19 protein-coding genes are annotated in these 18,779 nt (G+C 64.0%); 7 read left to right on the top strand and 12 right to left on the bottom strand.

Going from position 1 to position 18,779, the window contains the following annotated elements; all coding sequences use genetic code 11:
• Position 1 precedes the first annotated feature (1 nt).
• Positions 2-790, bottom strand: a complete 789-nt coding sequence (locus AB4068_RS07250) for a LamB/YcsF family protein (protein ID WP_332602844.1) — start codon at positions 788-790, stop codon at positions 2-4.
• A gap of 611 nt (positions 791-1,401) precedes the next feature.
• On the opposite strand from AB4068_RS07250, the gene AB4068_RS07245 reads away from it, so the two are divergent.
• Positions 1,402-2,328, top strand: a complete 927-nt coding sequence (locus tag AB4068_RS07245; protein WP_059388746.1) for a LysR substrate-binding domain-containing protein — start codon at positions 1,402-1,404, stop codon at positions 2,326-2,328.
• 141 nt (positions 2,329-2,469) lie between these two features.
• Positions 2,470-2,691: a hypothetical protein gene (locus AB4068_RS07240; protein WP_059388747.1), complete on the top strand. Its 222-nt coding sequence runs from the start codon at positions 2,470-2,472 to the stop codon at positions 2,689-2,691.
• A gap of 112 nt (positions 2,692-2,803) precedes the next feature.
• Here the strand turns inward: AB4068_RS07240 and AB4068_RS07235 are convergent, their stop codons facing one another.
• Together AB4068_RS07235 and AB4068_RS07230 are read right to left on the bottom strand one after the other, a co-directional pair.
• On the bottom strand, positions 2,804-3,478 hold the full coding sequence (locus tag AB4068_RS07235; RefSeq protein WP_306964606.1) for a 4-carboxy-4-hydroxy-2-oxoadipate aldolase/oxaloacetate decarboxylase: 675 nt from the start codon (positions 3,476-3,478) through the stop codon (positions 2,804-2,806).
• Between the two features lie 45 nt (positions 3,479-3,523).
• A complete protein-coding gene (locus AB4068_RS07230) occupies positions 3,524-4,732 on the bottom strand; it encodes an aspartate transaminase (RefSeq protein ID WP_284988939.1) in 1,209 nt (402 codons plus the stop codon).
• 294 nt (positions 4,733-5,026) lie between these two features.
• Here AB4068_RS07230 and AB4068_RS07225 point away from each other — a divergent pair, with 294 nt between their 5' ends.
• Positions 5,027-5,557 carry a hypothetical protein gene (locus tag AB4068_RS07225; RefSeq protein ID WP_284988938.1) on the top strand — a complete coding sequence of 177 codons (531 nt, stop codon included), beginning with the start codon at positions 5,027-5,029 and terminating at the stop codon, positions 5,555-5,557.
• A 1-nt stretch (position 5,558) separates the two neighbouring features.
• Here the strand turns inward: AB4068_RS07225 and AB4068_RS07220 are convergent, their stop codons facing one another.
• The 7 genes from AB4068_RS07220 to AB4068_RS07190 form a co-directional block, all read right to left on the bottom strand.
• Positions 5,559-5,993, bottom strand: a complete 435-nt coding sequence (locus AB4068_RS07220) for a hypothetical protein (protein WP_284988937.1) — start codon at positions 5,991-5,993, stop codon at positions 5,559-5,561.
• A gap of 117 nt (positions 5,994-6,110) precedes the next feature.
• The gene (locus tag AB4068_RS07215) at positions 6,111-6,947 is read right to left on the bottom strand and encodes an HpcH/HpaI aldolase family protein (protein ID WP_441433024.1); all 837 of its coding nucleotides are present in this window, start codon (positions 6,945-6,947) and stop codon (positions 6,111-6,113) included.
• A complete protein-coding gene (gene hpaH, locus AB4068_RS07210; protein ID WP_441433053.1) occupies positions 6,932-7,717 on the bottom strand; it encodes a 2-oxo-hept-4-ene-1,7-dioate hydratase in 786 nt (261 codons plus the stop codon). The genes AB4068_RS07215 and hpaH overlap by 16 nt, the downstream gene beginning before the upstream one ends.
• 53 nt (positions 7,718-7,770) lie before the next feature.
• Positions 7,771-8,859 carry a 3,4-dihydroxyphenylacetate 2,3-dioxygenase gene (gene hpaD / locus AB4068_RS07205; RefSeq protein ID WP_441433023.1) on the bottom strand — a complete coding sequence of 363 codons (1,089 nt, stop codon included), beginning with the start codon at positions 8,857-8,859 and terminating at the stop codon, positions 7,771-7,773.
• A gap of 147 nt (positions 8,860-9,006) precedes the next feature.
• A complete protein-coding gene (gene hpaE, locus AB4068_RS07200; RefSeq protein ID WP_284988934.1) occupies positions 9,007-10,530 on the bottom strand; it encodes a 5-carboxymethyl-2-hydroxymuconate semialdehyde dehydrogenase in 1,524 nt (507 codons plus the stop codon).
• Between the two features lie 55 nt (positions 10,531-10,585).
• A complete protein-coding gene (locus AB4068_RS07195) occupies positions 10,586-11,260 on the bottom strand; it encodes a GntR family transcriptional regulator (protein WP_441433022.1) in 675 nt (224 codons plus the stop codon).
• Positions 11,253-12,710 (bottom strand): fumarylacetoacetate hydrolase family protein, encoded by a 1,458-nt coding sequence (locus AB4068_RS07190; protein WP_441433021.1) that lies wholly within the window; start codon positions 12,708-12,710, stop codon positions 11,253-11,255. Before AB4068_RS07190 ends, AB4068_RS07195 begins: the two co-directional genes overlap by 8 nt.
• A 206-nt stretch (positions 12,711-12,916) precedes the next feature.
• Between AB4068_RS07190 and AB4068_RS07185 the strand changes: the two genes are divergently transcribed.
• The gene (locus AB4068_RS07185) at positions 12,917-14,833 is read left to right on the top strand and encodes an FAD-binding monooxygenase (protein ID WP_441433020.1); all 1,917 of its coding nucleotides are present in this window, start codon (positions 12,917-12,919) and stop codon (positions 14,831-14,833) included.
• A 74-nt stretch (positions 14,834-14,907) separates the two neighbouring features.
• Positions 14,908-15,612, top strand: a complete 705-nt coding sequence (locus tag AB4068_RS07180; protein WP_284988930.1) for an alpha/beta fold hydrolase — start codon at positions 14,908-14,910, stop codon at positions 15,610-15,612.
• Here AB4068_RS07180 and AB4068_RS07175 read toward each other — a convergent pair whose 3' ends face one another.
• Positions 15,613-16,554: an NAD-dependent epimerase/dehydratase family protein gene (locus tag AB4068_RS07175; protein ID WP_441433019.1), complete on the bottom strand. Its 942-nt coding sequence runs from the start codon at positions 16,552-16,554 to the stop codon at positions 15,613-15,615.
• A gap of 177 nt (positions 16,555-16,731) precedes the next feature.
• Here AB4068_RS07175 and AB4068_RS07170 point away from each other — a divergent pair, with 177 nt between their 5' ends.
• Entirely contained in the window at positions 16,732-17,886 is a 1,155-nt protein-coding gene (locus AB4068_RS07170) for a hypothetical protein (RefSeq protein ID WP_441433018.1), read from the top strand.
• Positions 17,887-17,948: 62 nt separating this feature from the next.
• A complete protein-coding gene (locus AB4068_RS07165) occupies positions 17,949-18,392 on the top strand; it encodes a hypothetical protein (protein ID WP_441433017.1) in 444 nt (147 codons plus the stop codon).
• A 71-nt stretch (positions 18,393-18,463) separates the two neighbouring features.
• On the opposite strand, the gene AB4068_RS07160 is transcribed toward AB4068_RS07165, so the two are convergent.
• Positions 18,464-18,778, bottom strand: coding sequence for a carboxymuconolactone decarboxylase family protein (locus tag AB4068_RS07160; protein ID WP_307053193.1), 315 nt, complete (start codon positions 18,776-18,778; stop codon positions 18,464-18,466).
• Position 18,779: the final 1 nt, after the last annotated feature.

Genomic DNA, 18,779 nt, shown 5'->3' with positions numbered 1-18,779 from the left:
GTCAGGCCGCCTTCCTCTTGGCATCCATGACTTCGGTCAACGGGGCAATACGGACGCCGGCCGAAATGAGCTCCGAACGGATCAGCCGGGCGAGCTCGACGGCGCCGGGGTTGTCCCCGTGAAGCAGGACGGTGTCCGCGGAGATGTCGATGTCAGTGCCGTTGGCGCATCGGATCTTGCCCTCGCACACCATGCGGACGGTTCGCTCGACAATAGCCGAGGGATCGTGCAGCACGGCGCCCGGCTGGCTGCGCGGGACCAGGGTCCCGTCTTCCTGGTAGGCACGATCGACGATGCCCACAATCGCCACGTCCAGGCCGGCGGAACGTGCCGCCTTGGCCAACTCGCCCTCCTGCGCGACCACGATCAGTTCGTTGTCCACGCGGGCAGCGGCCTCAGCCACGGCCTCCGCGTAATCCGCCCGGACGGCGACGAGATTTCCCAGCCGGCCGTGCGGCGCGATGTGGGTCACCTTGGTTCCGTGGAAGGCAGCGAAGCCGTTCAGGGCGCCCAGTTGGTAGAGCACATCCGCACGCACTTCGTTGGCAGTCAGGCCCATGTCCCGGCGGCCGAAACCACGCAGGTCCGGGAAGCTCGGGTGGGCTCCGATTCCCACTCCGCGGCGAACGCATTCGGCGACCGTGGCGTCCATGATGTCCGGATCGCCCGCGTGGAACCCGCAAGCGATATTGGCACTTGAAACGATCTCCAGAAGATCGGTGTCGCTGCCTATGGTGTAGGCACCGAATCCCTCTCCAAGATCCGCTACAAGATCAATTGTCGGGTTCACGTGGTTCTCTTTCCGTGGTTCTGCATTGGGGTCCGGCAATTCCGCTCGAACGGCTGGAATATCCGGTAAACTCAGTCGCCTTTTCGATTGAAAGTGTTTAGCTAAAATTCTTCAATCCGGGGAACTGTCGGTAATTCTTTGGTGATAGAAGTCTCGCACCCACGAACTTCGGGCACAAAGACCTATTCCCTATCACGGGATAGCTCCCGGTTATGACCTACGGCACACATGCTGGTGGCGGAGACGGCATGCTGCCGGGCCGCCGTCGTCGTCCTCCGTGCTGAAGGTCGACGACGGCGGGCGGCGGCGCGCGCGGTGGACCTGCCGCTGTTGCCGGAGGGCGATGTGCCCGAAAGTCTCATGGGGTGCTCTTTGCATGACGATCGATTTGTGAGGCAGCGTCCCGAATGCGTCTATATTTGGGTATCGGGACAATTCGGATGATGGGGAGTCAACGAACTGTCAGTAAATGGTTGGGAAACGCCACCATGGGGATGTGGATCTCAAATTAGTCGCTGAGAGACAGGTCACACAAAGACGGATTGTGTGTCCCTACATAGAATTTCCTTATGGCATCCAGGCCCCAAGTGGACTTGGAGGAAGGCAGACCGATGGATACGCGGAAGCTCTCATATTTTGTAAAGATCGTCGATTCGGGGAGCATCACCAAGGCCGCTGCAGCGCTCCACGTCGCCCAGCCTGCCCTCAGCCAGCAGGTGTCGGCACTGGAAAGCGATTTGAAGCAGCGCCTGCTGATCCGCAGTAAGCAAGGTGTCGAGCCGACCGCCGCGGGGCACACACTCTACCGCCATGCCCAGACCATCCTGCGGCTTGTTGAACAAGCGCGGCAGGACGTAGCGACATCCGGGGCCGCACCATCGGGCAGGGTGTCCATCGCCATCGCACCGTACAGCATGGCCTCCAGCCTCACACCGCAGATCATCCGGGAGGTCGGCCGGCGATACCCGGACATCGTGGTGCATTTGACCGAGATCTTCGGGGGCGTGCTGAGCGAAGCAATTAAGAACGGGCGCCTCGACATGGCCCTGATCTACGAGCCGGGGAAGATCCGCGGGGTTCAGTTCACCACCATGATCGTGGAAGACCTGCACCTGGTCACCCACGAAGACGTCGATGTTGCCCAGGGCCGCACTACTGTCACTCTTGAAGAAGCCAGCACCCTTGGACTGTTCCTCCCCGAAAAGAACCACACCCTGCGCCAGATCATCGAAAAGGGACTGGCCGAGCACGGGTTGCCCCTGCGGCTCGTAGGAGAAGTGGAGTCGGTTCCGTCGCTTGTCCGGCTCATCCGCGCAAACCTCGGGGCCACCGTGCTGCCGAAATCGGCTGCCGATGCGCTCTTCCCTGATGAGAACTTCAAGGTCCTGCGGATCGTCGAACCGGCCCTGCAGAGCAAGATCGCCCTGTGCACCCCCGACCACGAACCGCTGTCAGAGGCCGCCTCTGCCGTGCTCATCCTGGTCAAGGAGATGCTGCAGCAACAGTTGATCAGCAAGTACGCGGCCGATCCATCCTAGGGTTGATCCATCCATAACATTGCCTTATCCGGACAGACATCTTTGGTCTTATTCACGGGCATTTTTATTTCCTATTATCGAATTAGCAAGTAATTCGAAAGCGGCTCGCGGATTCCGTGAACCCAATCAAAGGAAACAGCGGTGAAAAAGATCAGCCAGACCCGGTGGGTTTCGAATCCAACCCTCGGAACGATCAGCGCACGGACCGGATTCCACTGCCCTAGGAACGGTTTCTGGCGTCCTTTGGGCGGCGTGGGCGAGCCCCTCTTCGTCTTCGAAGGAAGCCTCATGCCGCCCCATGCCGGACACAGCATCGAGTGGTACCTGGTCGACGCACGGCCAGGACACCCCGGACTGGACTGACTCGACTAACCACCCAAGGCGCCTTGCCCCAGGCAAGGCGCCTTCTTCGTGCCCGGAAACGGGCGCGCAAAAGGCCGGCCACCGCATTCGGTGACCGGCCCCAGCGTGACAATCAGTCTTCGACCAGCAGTCCCTTGGCCTTCAGCTTTTCCGTTAGTCCGCACAACTCGATGGTGGTGCCTCCGGCGTGGTAGGCCTTGATGAGGTCGCGTTCGGCGTCGTCCCGGGCCTGGGAGAGCGCGATGACCTCCTCCGCTTCCTCACGGCGGACGACAACGACGCCGTCAGCGTCACCGCGGAGGATGTCTCCGGGGTAGATGATCTCATCGCCGAACACCAGGGGGTGGTTGATGGGTCCGAGGGTTTCCTTGACCGTGCCTTTGATGCAGACGCTGCCCGAGAATACCGGCAGGCCCAATTCAATGAGGTCCTGGGTGTCCCGCACGCCGGAATCCGTCACCATCGCCGCAATGCCCTTGGCTTTCATGGCATTGCCCAAGACGTCGCCGAACGTTCCGGCGTCGGAAAATTCCTGGGCACCGACCAGGACCACGTCGCCGGCCTGGGCGTAGTGGATGGCAACCTGCAGCATGAGGTTGTCCTGCGGGGCACAGGCCACGGTCACGGCCGGGCCGCAGAAGGACATCGAGCGGTCGATCGGCTTGATCTTGGAGCTCAGGGCGCCGCGGCGGCCCTGGGCTTCGTGGATGGTCGCGGAGGAGAACGCCGCGAGGCGGCTGACGACGTCGGCGTCGGGCCTCTGGAACTTGGTCTTGACGTGGATCATTTCCTGAATCTTTCTCTTGGCTGGCTTCTGGGGTGCCCGTGGGGCTTAGTTGAGGGCGCTGACTGCCTTGCGGATCGAGTCCACGCCGGCGTTGATGGTCTCCAGCGATGTGGCGAAGGAGATCCGGAAGTAGGGGCCGAGGCCGTAGGCCGAGCCCTGGATGACGGCGACCGCAGCCGCGTTGAGGAGGTACAGCGTGAAGTCCTGGTCGTTCTCAATGACCGTGCCGTCCGGAGCGGTCTTGCCGATGACGCCGCTGCAATTCACGTAAGCGTAGAAGGCACCCTCGGCCGGCGCGACGGAAAGTCCGTCTATGGCGTTGAGGCCTTCGACGGCGACGTCCCGGCGCTTGCGGTACACCTCCACGCTGTCCCGGACGAACGACTGGTCGCCGTTCAGGGCGGCCGCCGCAGCTGCCTGGCTGACCGAGGACGGGCAGGATGAGGTCTGCGACTGCAGCTTGTTCATCGCTGCGATCAAAGGCGCTGGACCTACGCCGTAGCCAAGGCGCCAACCGGTCATTGCGTAGGCCTTGGAGACTCCGTTGACCAGGAGGATGCGGTCGCGGAGGGTCGGAACGGCAGTGACGAGGCTGGTCACCCGGCCGTCGCCGAAGTGGATTTCGTCGTAGATCTCGTCCGTGAGGATGTAGACATGCGGGAATTCCTCAAGGACGGCACCCAGGGCCTGGAGTTCTTCGCGTGTGTACACGGCTCCCGTCGGGTTGGACGGAGCGTTGAGGATGAGCCATTTCGTCTTGGGCGTGATGGCTTCGCGGAGGGCGGCTGGTGTGAGCTTGAAGCCGGTGTCTTCTCCGCAAGCGACGATCACGGGCGTGCCGTCGTTGGCGAGGACCATGTCCGGGTAGGACACCCAGTACGGTGCGGGGACGATGACCTCGTCGCCCTCGTTGAGCGAAGCCATGAGTGCTACGTAGAGGACTTGCTTGGCACCGCCGCCGATGGTCAGCTGGTTCGCTTCGTAGCGCACGCCGGTGTGGCTTTCAATCCGGCGGAGGATGGCGGTCTGCAGTTCCGGCGTTCCAGTCACCGAGGTGTACTTGGTCTGGCCGGCGTTGATCGCTTCGATCGCTGCCGCCTTGATGTGGCCGGGGGTGTCGAAGTCCGGCTCGCCGACGGTCAGGTCGATGATCGGGATGCCTTCGGCTCGTAGTTCACGGACGCGGGCGGCGGCCGCAACGCTCGCTGAGGACTTGATGCGTGTGACCCTCGACGCCGGCAGGTACTCGGACATTTGTCTTCTCCAGAATCGTGAAACTCAGGATTCGGGTGTCGAATCCCCAATTTCGAGACTAGGCACTGCCGGGCGCCGTGGATAAGACCTAATGTGCGTGGATCAATAAGAGGCCCTTATGACCACCTGATCTATATAGGGATTCTGTGGTCGTTTAGGGACATTTCAACCCCATATGGGAATCTTCCATGCACTTCGCTTATGGGTTCACGCGGTATTGGTATTTCCGCGGCTCTGCGAACACCGCCTAGATTTCATAGATCAGAAGTTCGCGAAGAGTCCGAAAGGGATCCAATGCCAGCCCAATCCGGGTCCCTTCCGGGCCCGTCAACCACCGGCAGGTATACCTACCGGGCCAAGGTTCCAGCCCGGTCCCAAACCGTGGCCAAAGGAGAGCGTGCCAAGCTCACGCACGCCCTCGCGGCGCACAGGCAACTCCTGTCCCATGCTTCGAGCGCCATCCGCACATTGACCGCTGCCCGCAACGAGATGATCGCCCAGGCCCTTGAAGACGGGCTCACGTTGGCCACAATTTCGGCGGTGACCGGGGAAAACATTCGGGCTGTCCGAACCATCGGTTTGGCTTATGACGACCTTCACCCGAGCGGGCTCACGCGAGGCGCGCATGTGGATGGCCTGAGGGCGAAAAGCGAGCAACTCAAAGCAGCCGAAAGGCATCGCGACCGGATCGTTAATCAGCGGGAAGCGTTGATTGTCACGGCGCTCCGCACCCAAGCCTGCGATGACCTTGAACTTGCCTCGCTGACCGGTCTCACACCCGAGCATATCCGCCGGTCAACGCGGGGCATCGCGCGCTCCGCCTAGCTTACTTCGTTGCGTCTTTCTTTTCCGGGGGCGTCCTGCAGCTAAACAGTTCCTGTGTTCCCGTTTTCCTCGCGATGAGCACCGTTAATGCGCGGGCCGACGTCGAGATCGGTTCAAAATGCTGGATCGACCGCGCACCAACGTTCCAAATGCGCTTCACGCCCAGCACCCGGTCGTGCTCATCCGTCGCAACCAAGGGCGGACTTCCCTGCCCTGCCATGGGCCTGCGTTTCCAGCACAGACTGACTACCGTCGCGTGCTCCCAGAATTCCACGGCGGTTACAAAGAATTCGCGCCCCTCATCGTCCAGGAACAGCCCGGACTGCGGGACGTAAACAGCCCGCAGATCGTACTCCACGGGGCCTGGACGCCGTGCAGCCGGCGATTCGGCGATGGCTGCGGCTTGTTGAGGATTGAGATCTGGTTGCGGGACCACGGCATGCTCCATTGAAATTGCGGCCGACCCCCTCCTCGACCGCCCCCGAGCGGCCTCGGGATATCCAATGTAGCTCCGTCCAAGGACCTCCGGAAGAGTACCGACTACCTACCTAGTTCAGTAGCTCGACGGGGCGTCACCTGTCCCGCCTAAGGCCGCTCCGCCGTCGGGGTTTGTTGGGATGAACTTGTCGGCGAGGGCTTCGGTGCCGCGCGCTAGGAGCGCGACGTCGGCGCCGACCAGCAGGAACGAGGCACCGGCGTCCATGTAAGCACGGGCCGTGGCCTCGCCGAAGGCGTTGACGCCGGCCGGTTTGCCCGCGGTCTTTGCCGCGGCGAGGCAGTGCTCGACGGCGGCGCGCACCGTGGGGTGTTCCTGTTCGCCGAGGAGGCCCATGGACGCCGCGAGGTCCGAGGGGCCGAGGAAGATGGCATCGACGCCGTCGACCGCGAGGATCTCCTCGACGGCGGCGACGGCGGCCCCGGTTTCGATCTGGACGGTGACGCTGATGGTTTCGGCGGCGCGGGCGAGGTAGTCCGGGATGCGGTTCCAGCGCGAGGCGCGGGCCAGGGCGGAGCCGACGCCGCGGACCCCGTGCGGCGGGTAGCGGACGGCGGCGATGGCGGCCTGTGCCTCCGCGGCGGAGTTGACCATGGGGATGAGCAGGTCCTGCACGCCCAGGTCCAGGTATTGCTTGAGGAGCACGGTGTCGTTGACCGGCGGGCGGACCACGGCTTGGACGGGGTAGCCGCGGACGGCCTGGAGCTGGGCGAGGATGGATTCGAGGCCGTTGGGGCTGTGTTCGGCGTCGATCAGGAGCCAGTCCAGCCCGGCCCCGGCGCACAGTTCGGCGATGAGCGGGCTGCCGGAACACACCCACATCCCGGCGAGTGGCCTGTCCGCGGCGGCCAGGGCTTGACGGAACGTGCGGTCTGGTTCTACTCGAACCGGCATGTGACAACTCCCAAGGGACCGTAGTCGGCGTGGACGGTATCGCCTTTGTATACCCAGAGGGGGCGGGTGAAGGAGCCGGCGAGGATGATCTCCCCGGCCTTCAGCCCGTCACCGTGCGGGGCGATCTTGTTAACGAGCCAGTGCACGCCGTTGGCGGGGTGGTCCAGGACGCCGGCGGCGACGCCAGTTTCCTCCACCACCTGGTTTTTGTACAGGATCGCCGATACCCAGCGGAGGTCGATGGCGTCCGGGCGAACCGGGCGTCCGCCGACCACCATGGCACCCATGGCCGCGTTGTCCGAGATGGTGTCCACGACGGTCCGGCCCTCCATCTCGATCCTGGAATCCAGGATCTCAAGGGCCGGAACCACGTAGTCGGTGGCGTTCAGGACGTCGAAGATGCTGCAGCCGGGCCCGGAGAGGTCCTTCTTGAGCACGAACGCCAGTTCCACCTCGACCCGGGGGTGGGTGTACTGGTCCCACGCCACCGAGCACCCGGTGTCCAGGACCATGTCATCGAAAATCGCGCCATAGTCCGGTTCCGTGATGCCCGTGGCGGCCTGCATCGCCTTGGACGTCAGCCCGATCTTGCGGCCCACCAGCTTCCGGCCGGCGTCCTCGTTCCGGCGCCGCCATAACTGCTGCACGGCGTAGGAATCCTCCACCGTCATCTCCGGGTAGCGGGCGGTCAGGCGCGGAACCGGGGTCCGGCTCCGGCCTGCTTCTACTAGTTCGTCGGCAATGATTTCTATCGTCTTCGGGTCAAGCATCTCCACACTCCGTTCGGCCATCCTGCGGTCAGCATACGTTGAGGGCCGCCGGCCTAGAGCTGCGAGCCGACCTTGAAGCCCTTCTTTTCCCCCGCGGGGCCGTCCTCGGGCTGGCGCGTGTACGAGAAGCCGTCGGCACCCACGGTGACCGCCATTTCGCTCTTTTCCTCGCGGACGGCGACCGGCTGCGGGTTGCCGTCCAGGTCCAGGACGAGGGAGGCCTCGGTGTACCAGGACGGGACCACGGGGTTGCCCCACCAGTCGCGGCGCTGGTTGTCGTGGACGTCCCAGGTGACCGTGGGGTTGTCCGGGTCACCGGTGTAGTAGTCCTGGGTGTAGATCTCGATGCGGTGCCCGTCCGGGTCCAGGATGTACAGGTAGAACGCGTTGGACACGCCGTGCCGGCCCGGGCCTCGTTCGATCCGGTCGCTGATGCGCAGGGCGCCCATCTTGTCGCAGATCTGGATGATGTTGTGCTTCTCGTGCGTGGAGAAGGCGATGTGGTGCAGGCGCGGGCCGTTGCCCCCGGTCAGGGCGGTGTCGTGCACGGTCTGCTTGCGGTGCATCCACGCGGCGTACGTGACGCCGTCGGAATCCTTGATGTCCTCGGACACGCGGAAGCCCAGGTCCTCCAGGTAGGCCCGGCCGCGGGGAACGTCCGGGGTGACCTGGTTGAAGTGGTCCAGGCGGACCAGCTCACCGGCGGAGTAGAGGTCGTAGCGCTGGGTGAGGCGTTCGACGTGCTCCACCTCGTAGAAGAATTCGTACGGGAAGCCCAAAGGGTCCTCGACGCGGACGGAGTCGCCGACGCCCTTGGTGAAGCCGTCCTTGCGGCGCTCCACCCGGCAGCCGAGCTCGCGGTAGTAGGCCTCGGCGGCGTCGACCTCGGCCGGGGACTTCACCCGGTACGCGAACGCGGCCGCGGCGGCGACCGGTCCCTTGCGCAGGACCAGGTTGTGGTGGATGAACTCCTCGAAGGAACGCAGGTAGATGGTGTTCTCGTCTTCCTCGGTGACGTGCAGGCCGAGCAGGTCCACGTAGAACTCGCGGGACTTGGCGAGGTCCGTGACCACGAGTTCAAGGTAGGCGCAGCGGACGATATCCGGCGCCGGGACGGTGGGGGTCGGGACGAAGTTGCTCATGGGGTTCTCTCTTCTTCGAAAGGGTCTGTGGTGTTCGACGGCGGGATGCTCGCCTTTGGTGCCGGGTGCCGCCCAACTGACTCGCAGTAAGTGTCGTTTTGGAGCCCCATAACGACAACAAGTGCGAGGTAGTTGGGCTGGGCGGGGTCAGGCGCCGAACTTCGGGGTGTGCACAGCGCCGAGGGTGATGTGCACGGCTTGCTGGTCGGTGTAGAAATCGATGGAGCGGTAGCCGCCTTCGTGGCCCAGGCCCGAGGCCTTGACCCCGCCAAAGGGGGTGCGTAGGTCCCGGACGTTGTGGCTGTTGAGCCACACCATGCCAGCCTCGACGTTCTGCGCGAAGTTGTGCGCGCGGGTCAGGTTCTGGGTCCAGATGTAGGCCGCCAGGCCGTATTTGGTGTTGTTCGCCAGGGCGAGGGCTTCGTCGTCGTTCTCGAACGGGGTGATCGCGACGACAGGACCGAAGATCTCCTCCTGGAAGATCCGGGCGTCGGGCGCGACGTCGGCGAACACCGTCGGCGCGATGTAGTTGCTGTTGTTGAGCCCTGCGGGCAAGTCTTCCGGGCGTCCCCCGCCGGCGAGCAGCCGGCCTTCGGACTTGCCGATCTCCACGTACGAGGCGACCTTTTCGTAGTGCTCGGGGTGGACGAGTGCGCCGACCTGGGTCTTGGGGTCGTGCGGGTCGCCGACGACGATATTCTTCGCGCGGGCGGCGTACTTCTCGCAGAACTCGTCATAGATCGCGCGTTCGACGAGGATCCGCGAACCGGCGGTGCAGCGTTCTCCGTTGAGGGAGAAGACCCCGAATAGTGCCGAATCGATCGCGGCGTCCAGGTCGGCGTCGGCGAACACGACGCACGGGGACTTCCCGCCCAGCTCCATGGACAGGCCCTTGAGGTTGGCGGCGGCGTTGCGGAAGATCGTCTGGCCCGTGGTGGTCTCACCCGTGAAGGAGATCAGAGGCACGTCCGGGTGCTTGACGAGGGCGTCACCGGCTTCCTCGCCGAGCCCGTTGACCAAGTTGAACACGCCGTCGGGCAGGCCTGCGTCCTTGAAGATCTGCGCCCAGAGCGAGGCCGAGAGCGGGGTGAACTCGGCCGGCTTCAGGACCACGGTGTTGCCGGTGGCCAGGGCGGGGGCGAGTTTCCAGGACTCGAGCATGAACGGGGTGTTCCACGGCGTGATCAGGCCCGCGACGCCGATCGGCTTGCGGTTCACGTAGTTGATCTGGGAGCCCGGGACCTTCATGGCGTCGTCGAACTGGGCCACGATCAGGTCCGCGAAGAAGCGGAAGTTCTCCGCCGCACGCAACGCCTGGCCCTTGGCCTGGGTGATCGGCAGGCCGGTGTCGAAGGTCTCCAGTTCGGCGAGGCGCTCCTCCTGGGCTTCGACGGCGTCGGCGATCCTGTTCAGGACGCGGGCACGTTCGCGCGGCTTCATCTTCGGCCACGGGCCGTTCACGAAGGCTTCGCGGGCCGCGGCAACGGCGAGGTCGATGTCTTCCTTCTGCCCGGCCGCTGCGGTGGCGTAGTTGGTGTTGGAGACCGGGTCCAGGACGTCGAAGGTCTTCCCGCTGACCGAGTCAACGAATTCGCCGTTGATGAAGTGCTGGATGTGGGTGGGAAGGTCCTTCGGGACGTAATGGGTGGTTTCTGGTGCAGTGAACGTCATTGTTTTCTCCTTTGCTATTGGAACGCGGGGTCACTTACGGCCCATGTTGGGCCCTCTAATGGGCGCTAAGTGACCCCGCGTTGGTCTGTGCGAGGTATGCGTCGAGGGTGGCGCTGCGGTGGCGGCGGGCGGCTTGTTCGATGGTGTCGGCGTCGGCGTTGCTTTCGATGAGCTGAAGCAGCGCCTCGTGCTCTTTGACGGATTCCTGCGCACGGCCAGGGACGAAGCGGAATGTCGAGGCCCGGATCGAGGCCAGCCGGTTCCAACCCCGGTGCACGAGGTCCAGGATGTGCGGATTGGGGCAGTGTTCAAAGAGCACGCTGTGGAAATCCTGGTTCAGCGCCGTGAAGCGGACCGGATCGAAATGCTCCAGGCAGTCGCGCATCTCGGCATTGACCGCACGGGCCCGGGCAATGGCCACGGAGTCGATCAAAGGTGCAGACAGCGCTGTGGCCGCGCCCTCGATGATGCTCAGGGTCTGCATCGTGTACAGGTACTCGGTCGGATCGATCCCGGAGACCGTGGCGCCGACGTTGCGCTCGAACGTCACGAGCCCCTCGGCCTCCAGGCGGCGGATCGCCTCCCGGACCGGAACCACGCTCACGCCGAGGTCCTCGGCGATCTTGGCCAGCACCAGCCGGTATCCCGGCGTGTAGGTGCCCTCCACGATGCGCGCCTTCACGGCGGCATAGGCCTGCTCGGACTTGCTCCCGACGGCGGTTTCAGTCACCTTGGGCTCCTTCCCACTCCTGGTAACGGGCACGCCACTGGGCGTTCATCGGGTACAGACCGTCCACGCTGTTGCCCTGCTTGACCATCTCGAAGATGAAGGCCTCTTCCTTCTCCTGCGCGATGCACTCGTCCACCAGTTCGTCGGCGATGGCCGGCGGAATCACGAGGATCCCGTCCGAATCGGCCACGATGATGTCCCCGGGCTGGACCGTGGCCCCGCCGCAGGCGATGGTGATGTCCGTGTCCCACGGGATGTGCCGGCGGCCCAGGACGGCGGGGTGCGGGTTGGCGAAGTAGGTGGGCATGTCCAGCCCCGCCACCGCGGAATAGTCGCGCACGCCGCCGTCGGTGATGATCGCGGCGGCGCCGCGCATCTGGGCACGCAGCGCCAGGATGTCTCCGACGGTCCCGGTGCCTTTTTCGCCGCGGGCTTCCATGACCAGGATTTCGCCTTCGTTGACGGAGTCGATGGCGCGTTTCTGGGCGTTGAATCCTCCGCCGTGGGTCGTGAAGAGGTCCTCGCGGTTGGGGACATAGCGCAGCGTCCGGGCGAGCCCGACGACGCGGCGGTCCGGGCGGGTGGCCTGCAGGCCGTCGATGCTCACGTTGTTCAGCCCGCGCTTGCGCAACTGGCTGGACAACGTCGCGGTCGCCACGCTTTCGAGCTTCTTCTTCAGCTCCGGGGTCAGGACAGGCACGACGGCGGGAAGCCCCGCTGCTTCCCGAGAACCGTATGCTTCCTCCCGCTGCGTGTCGTCGGATTTGGGCCGAGCGCCGAAGTCCGCGAACGCCGTCGTACCTTCCGTCACGGTGGTGGCCAAGCGACCGCTGCTGAAGTCGCCAGCGGTGACTTCAACCTCGACGACGTCGCCGGGTTGGGCGACGGAAGCGCCGGCCGGGGTGCCGGTCAGGATGATGTCCCCGGTTTCGAGGGTGAGGAGCTGGGACAGATCGGCGACGAGGCGCGCGAAGGGGAACAGCAGGTCTTCGGTGGTGTCGTCCTGGACGAGTTCGCCGTTGTGCCAGGTGCGGATCCGCAGCCCGGAGGGGTCGACGTCGGCGGCCGGAATGAGCGCGGGGCCTACCGGGGTGAAGCCGTCGCCGCCCTTGGACCGGAGGTTGGAGCCCTTGTCCGCGTAGCGGAGGTCGTAGACGCCGAGGTCGTTGCTGGCCGTGACCCATTGGACGTGGCTCCAGGCGTCTTCCAGACCCACGCGGCGGGCGGGCGTGCCGATGACCAGCGCGATCTCGCCCTCGTAGCCGAGGAGTTCACAGCCAGCCGGACGCTCCACCGTTGAGCCGCTGAGTGCCAGGGAGGACGACGGCTTCAGGAAGTACGACGGCTGCTCCGGCGTACGGCCGCGCTGGGCTGCCCGGCTGGGGTAGTTGATATGCACCGCGATGACCTTGCGGGCCGCGGCCAGGGTGTGGTCGGTGACCTGTTCCAAGTTTCACTCCTCATCGAGTACGAAATCGTATACGATAACTATGACCCTGGAGTTTCGGGACGTCAACCCCCTGCATCCCCGGACGGATCGTGAGGCCCTTGTAGCCCCCGTCACGCCTGCCGTACAGTATGAATCCAAACAAAGGTTCAAATAAAGAATTCACAGTTCTATAATTGAACAACCGCACAATGAAGTGAGGAAAGCCCATGCAGTTCCACCACCACGGTTATGTATCCGGCGACCCGCGTGTCCAGGCGGCCGCCGGCGTCGGCATCAACAGACCCACTGATCTTCCCGACGAGATCGACGTACTCATCGTCGGCAGCGGGCCCGCCGGCATGCTCGCCGCCGCGCAGTTGTCCCAGTTCCCGGGCGTCACAACCCGTATCGTGGAGCGTCGCCCCGGCAGGCTCGCGATCGGGCAGGCCGACGGAATCCAGGCCCGGAGCGTGGAGACATTCCAAGCCTTCGGATTCGCCGAGCGGATCATTGCCGAGGCGTACCGGATCACCGAGATGGCGTTCTGGAAGCCGGACCCGTCAGACCCTTCACTCATCATCCGTACCGCGCGGGCCCTCGACGATCCGACCGGGGATATCAGCGAATTCCCGCACCTGATCGTCAACCAGGCGCGCGTGCTGGACTACTTCGCCGAGTACATGGCGAACTCCCCCACCCGCATGACCCCCGACTACGGATACGAGTTCCGCGGCCTCGAGGTCACCAACGATGGCGACTACCCCGTCACCGTCACGCTCCTCCACACCGCCGGACCCAAGGAAGGCCAGGAGCGCATTGTCCGGGCCAAGTACGTCGTGGGCGCGGATGGGGCGCGGAGCAAGGTGCGCGAGTCGATCGGCTGCACCCTCGCCGGCGACCAGGCCAACCACGCGTGGGGCGTCATGGACGTCCTTGCCGTCACGGACTTCCCCGACATCCGCACGAAGTGCGCCATCCAGTCCGGCACGGGCGGCAGCATCCTCCTGATCCCGCGCGAAGGCGGCCATCTCTTCCGCATGTACGTCGACCTTGGCGAGGTGGATCGGAACGACAACCGCTCCGTGCGGAACACCACCATCGAGGAGATCATCTCCAAGGCCAACGACATCCTCCATCCCTACACGCTCGATGTGCGTAACGTCGCCTGGCACAGCGTGTACGAAGTGGGCCACCGCCTCACGGACAGGTTCGACGACGTCCTGCCGGACGAGCGCGGCACGCGCACACCGCGCGTGTTCATTGCCGGCGACGCATGCCACACCCACAGCGCGAAGGCCGGACAGGGAATGAACGTCTCCATGCAGGACGGCTTCAACCTGGCATGGAAGCTCGGACACGTACTCGAAGGCCGCAGCCCGGAGAGCCTCCTCTCCACGTACTCCGCCGAGCGCCAAGTCATTGCCAAGAACCTCATCGACTTCGACAAAGAGTGGTCCACGCTCATGGCGAAGAAGCCCGAGGAATTTGAGGACCCCACCGAGCTGGAGAACTTCTACGTGAGCACCGCAGAGTTCCCTGCCGGCTTCATGACCCATTACGCTCCCTCGCCGCTGATCGCCGAGCCAACACATCAAGGCCTGGCCACGGGATTCACGATCGGTAAGCGTTTCAAGTCCGCGCCCGTGGTGCGCGTCTGCGATACCAACCCGCTACAGCTCGGCCACCAGGCCAAGGCTGACGGACGGTGGCGCATCTACGTCTTCGCGGACGCTGCGGGTGCGGGAACGGCACAGGGGGGAGCGTCCGCCGTCGCCGACTTTGCCGAGTGGATCGCGAACTCGCCGGACTCGCCGCTGGCCGCAACGCCGTCGGGCGCTGACCGGGACGCGTGGTTCGACGTGAAGGTGATCTACCAGCAGGAGCACACGAGCGTCGACATCGGAGCGGTGCCGGAAGCATTCAAGCCGGAGGTCGGACCGTTCAAGCTCACCTACCTTGAGAACGTCTACGGCACCGATCCTTCGGCAGACATCTTCGAGCTGCGTGGCCTCGACCGCGACGGCGTCGTGGTGGTGGTGCGGCCGGACCAGTACGTGGCGAACGTCTTGCCCTTGACCGCGACGGCGGAACTGGCCGCGTTCTTCGCGCCCCTCCTTCGATCGGGACGGACCGCAGCGGTCTGAGCTGTTGGCGCGTTCCGGCGTGCGGGACCAACGCAAGGGTTCATTCTGTCGGTGGCCCGTCGTAGGGTACCGGCATGGACATCATCATGGTTCCCGGATTCTGGTTGGACGCTTCTTCGTGGTCGGAGGTCACGCCGCCGCTCGTTGCTGCGGGCCACACGGTCCACCCGCTCACGCTGCCTGGGCTGGAGGCAATTGACGCCCCGAGGTCCGGTATCGGCCTCAGGGATCACATCGAGGCAGTAGTGGCAGCCGTCGACGCCGTTGGCAGTCCTGTTGTACTGGTCGGCCACTCCGGTGGAGGTGCCATCATCCACGGAGCCGTCGACGCCCGCCCGGACCGGGTGGTCCGGGCGGTCTACGTGGACAGCGGACCGCTTGGCGAGGGCGGCGTCATCAACGACGAACTGCCTGTCGAGGGCGATGCCGTGCCCTTGCCGCCATGGGAGCTGTTCGAAAACGAGGACCTCGTGGACCTCAACGAGGAGCTGCGGGCCGCGTTCCGGGCACGCGCCATCCCGGAGCCAAAGAACGTGACCACAGATAAGCAGCGCTTGCACGATGTGCGCCGCTACGACGTCCCCGCCACCATCATCGCGTGCGAGTTCCCCTCCAGCCTGCTCGGCGAGTGGATCGAGTCCGGCCACCCCTTCGTAGCTGAGCTCGCGCGCATCAACGACGTGGAATTCATGGATCTGCCCACCGGACACTGGCCCCAGTTCACGAAGCCCCATGAACTCGGCGAGGCCATCCTTGCGGCGGTTGAGCGGACGGGTTAGTCACCGCACCGAATGGCTCGTTTCGGGCTTGCGGTAGCTGTCCACAGTGACCTCCAGTGCTTGGTCCCACGATGTTGCCTTAACACCCAGCATCTTCCGCGTCTCCTCGGAGTCGATCACGAAGGGCATCGTGAATTGGTAGCTGGAAGCTGAGATCTCGCGCATGATCGGAATGACGGTGCCGAGGGCTTTAAGTGACCACTGCGGGATCGGGGCCACCCGGCCATTCACGCCCCAACGCTCATTCACCTGCCGCGCGATTTCCGAGCGCGGGACGGATGCACTCGGCACATGCCAGGCCCGTCCCCATTCGCCCGGGTGGTCTGCGGCCGCGATAAGTGTCGCGGCGATATCGGGCAGGAAGCTCCAACTGTGCTCCAGTGCGGGGTCCCCCACGACACGCGCCGTTTTGGAGGCCAGGAGTGGTTGAAAAAAGCCGCCGCCAAGATGCGTCGACATCCCCGCCGCCCCAGGACCGAAGTAGTCGCTCGCCCGAACCTCCACGGCCCGGATTTCACCGCGTTCGTGCGCGGCAAGGACTTTCTCCCAACCCGCTTTGCGCACGAGGCCCTTCTTCTCGGTGGTGGCGAGCTGTGAATGCTCGGTCATCGGACCGTCCGGCGGGCCGTACGCATAGAGGTTGCCCATGAGCACAAGACCGGCCCCGGAGTCACGCGCCGACTTGATCACGGCGTCGAAGATCGGAGGCCAATCGGCTACCCAATTGGTGTAGGGCGGATTGGTGCAAACGAAGATCGTGTCGGCTCCACGCGCAGCCCGTGTCACGTCGGCCGGGTTGCTCGCGTCCAGTTTCACGGGAGTCGCCCCGGGGACCGTAGTGCCGCTGCGCGTGCCGAGAGTTACCTGGTCTCCACGGGCGGAGAGCTGCCTCGCGAGCGTCCCGCCTACGAGTCCGGCGCCGAGGATAAGATGGCGTGCCACGATGGTTACTCCCTAACTCTCCGGCGATGCTTTGCTAGTGACGTCGCACCGAAGTACGGCGCAGCCGCTTACCCTTGACAAGATCCGAGGGTGGAATGAATGATACGAGCCTCATCAGCTTTGTACCTACCGATGGTCAATAGCTGAATTGGTGTCTAATAATGTCGAAAGAGCACATTGACTGTATTCGTGTGGGCATGTTTTTCAGTCGGGTTGCTTGCGTTGCTCCTGAACTGGATGAGCGTGATCGGAACGCTGATCGTGCCACGCCCGCTGCACAGCAACCTTTCACGGATGACCCATTTGGTCACTGCGAAAATCTTCTTTGTCATCACTAAGCCCGTCTCCTCGTACGAAGTACGTGATCGGATCCTTGCCTGGCAGTCCCCCATGGCGCTGTTCGTCCGGCTGCTGGTTTGGGTGATCGTGTTCGACTTGTCGTTCAGTCTCCTGCTTCTTCCCTTCGTCGACGGTGACCTCTGGCAAGCCGCAAGCGAGGCTGGCTCCGCGATGTTCACTCTTGGCTACGCTGCTCCATCGAATGTCGGCAACACCGTGTTGGTTTACGTCGCCGCCTATACCGGGTTGATCGTGATCGCTCTGCAGATCGGTTATCTGCCAACGCTGTATGCAGCTTTCAACAGGCGGGAGGCGGAGGTGACCCTCCTCGTATCGAGGGCAGGCTCACCCTCATGGGGACCCGAGCTTCTGGTGCGCACACGGTTTGGGATGGCCGCCCAAACCAGCACCAGCGAGCTCAGCGAGCTTTACCAAAGGTGGGAGCGATGGGCCGCGGATGTCGCCGAATCACACAGCACCTACCTGACGCTGGTATGGTTCCGTTCGCCTTCACCGCAATCGAACTGGCTCAACTCCCTCCTCAGCGTCATGGACGCGGCCGCGTTGCAGCTTTCCCTGAGTCCGGGGTCCGCCCCGAGCACCCGGGCTCGGCTGGTCATTCGGATGGGATTCACCTGCCTGAACCAAGTGGCCCGGGCCATCCGGATCCCGGTCGACGAAGACCCCGATCCCGATTCCGAACTCGATGTGACCTTTGAAGACTTTCAAGCGGCCGTGGAACTCATGCGGACCGTCGATTACCCGATTGAGGTAACGGCGGAGCAAGCATGGCCACATTTCAGGGGCTGGCGCGTCAACTACGAAAGGGTCGCATACGCCCTTGCCTACGCGATCGATGCCCCTCCATCAATGTGGAGCGGCCCGCGACGCTTCGCATCCGAACCGATCATGCCGCACAGGCCGAAGAACCGCACTTCCAAGGACGTCAAGCCGGACGATCCGCAAATGATTGCCCAGAGGAAGACACGGTGACAGCAAGGTGCAAGGATGGCAACGCACATGACGGTTGAACTGCATCGAAGAGGAGAAGCACCATGCCCATGATCGACGTGTACGCCACCGCAGGGACTTTCGCAGACAAACACCAGCTCGCGATTGACCTGGCGTCGACGGTGATGCGTGTGGAGCAGGTGCCGGATATCCCGATGTTCCGCAAGAACACGGCGGCATTCATCCATGAATTCCCGGCGGGGGATCTGTCGAATGTCGACGGCGACAGCAATTACGTGCGCGTCCAGGTGCTCACGAACGCGGGCGCGCTGAACCGCGAAAAGCAGCTCGCCGTTGTCGAACGACTCACCGCGCTCGTCGCGACGGCGGCCGCGGACCCGACGCTGCCTGATCGAACCTGGGTCCTGCTCACGGAAGCGCCCGACGGCGGCTGGGGCCTCAACGGCCACGCCAACACTAACGAGGAACTCATCGCAGCCGCGCGTGCACAGATTGCCTCACTCCAGGGGCACACCCCGCAGGCCTGACTTCCGGCAGCAAACCGGGCTAGGGGCGCCAAGCGCCCCTGACGCGGACTTGGCTACTCGCGCGGACTTGGCTACTCGGCAAACACCTGCTTGGCGACCGCCATGGCGGACATCGCCTTGGGCCAGCCCGCATAGAACGCCAGGTGCGTAATAGCCTCGCTCAATTCAGTTTCGCTGAGTCCGTTTGCCTTCGCGAGACGCAGGTGGCCAAAAAGCTGTTCAGTGCTGCCGCTTGTCACGAGACAGGCAACAGTAATGAGGCTCCGGTCCCGCTTGGCCAATTCGGGGCGCTCCCAGACGTCAGCGAAGAGAACGTCGTCGGTGAGTGAGGCAAGTTTGGGCGAGATGTCTCCGACGAGTTGCTGGGCACGGGATGGTTCGGTCATG

Origin of the sequence: Arthrobacter sp. 2RAF22, from assembly GCF_052115325.1 — a bacterium.
In the GTDB taxonomy this organism is placed as follows: Bacteria; Actinomycetota; Actinomycetes; order Actinomycetales; family Micrococcaceae; genus Arthrobacter.
The sequence above is the reverse complement of the archived record's forward strand: the minus strand, read 5'-3'. Positions and strand labels throughout refer to the sequence as shown.

Bases quoted from the DNA above. Each gene is read 5' to 3' on its own strand.
- hpaH (WP_441433053.1), bottom strand. From the start codon at position 7,717: ATGCTTGACCCGAAGACGATAGAAATCATTGCCGACGAACTAGTAGAA.
- AB4068_RS07165 (WP_441433017.1), top strand. From the start codon at position 17,949: ATGCCCATGATCGACGTGTACGCCACCGCAGGGACTTTCGCAGACAAA.
- AB4068_RS07215 (WP_441433024.1), bottom strand. From the start codon at position 6,947: ATGCCGGTTCGAGTAGAACCAGACCGCACGTTCCGTCAAGCCCTGGCC.
- AB4068_RS07160 (WP_307053193.1), bottom strand. From the start codon at position 18,778: ATGACCGAACCATCCCGTGCCCAGCAACTCGTCGGAGACATCTCGCCC.
- AB4068_RS07180 (WP_284988930.1), top strand. From the start codon at position 14,908: ATGGACATCATCATGGTTCCCGGATTCTGGTTGGACGCTTCTTCGTGG.
- hpaE (WP_284988934.1), bottom strand. From the start codon at position 10,530: ATGACGTTCACTGCACCAGAAACCACCCATTACGTCCCGAAGGACCTT.
- AB4068_RS07245 (WP_059388746.1), top strand. From the start codon at position 1,402: ATGGATACGCGGAAGCTCTCATATTTTGTAAAGATCGTCGATTCGGGG.
- AB4068_RS07230 (WP_284988939.1), bottom strand. From the start codon at position 4,732: ATGTCCGAGTACCTGCCGGCGTCGAGGGTCACACGCATCAAGTCCTCA.
- hpaD (WP_441433023.1), bottom strand. From the start codon at position 8,859: ATGAGCAACTTCGTCCCGACCCCCACCGTCCCGGCGCCGGATATCGTC.
- AB4068_RS07185 (WP_441433020.1), top strand. From the start codon at position 12,917: ATGCAGTTCCACCACCACGGTTATGTATCCGGCGACCCGCGTGTCCAG.
- AB4068_RS07225 (WP_284988938.1), top strand. From the start codon at position 5,027: ATGCCAGCCCAATCCGGGTCCCTTCCGGGCCCGTCAACCACCGGCAGG.
- AB4068_RS07235 (WP_306964606.1), bottom strand. From the start codon at position 3,478: ATGATCCACGTCAAGACCAAGTTCCAGAGGCCCGACGCCGACGTCGTC.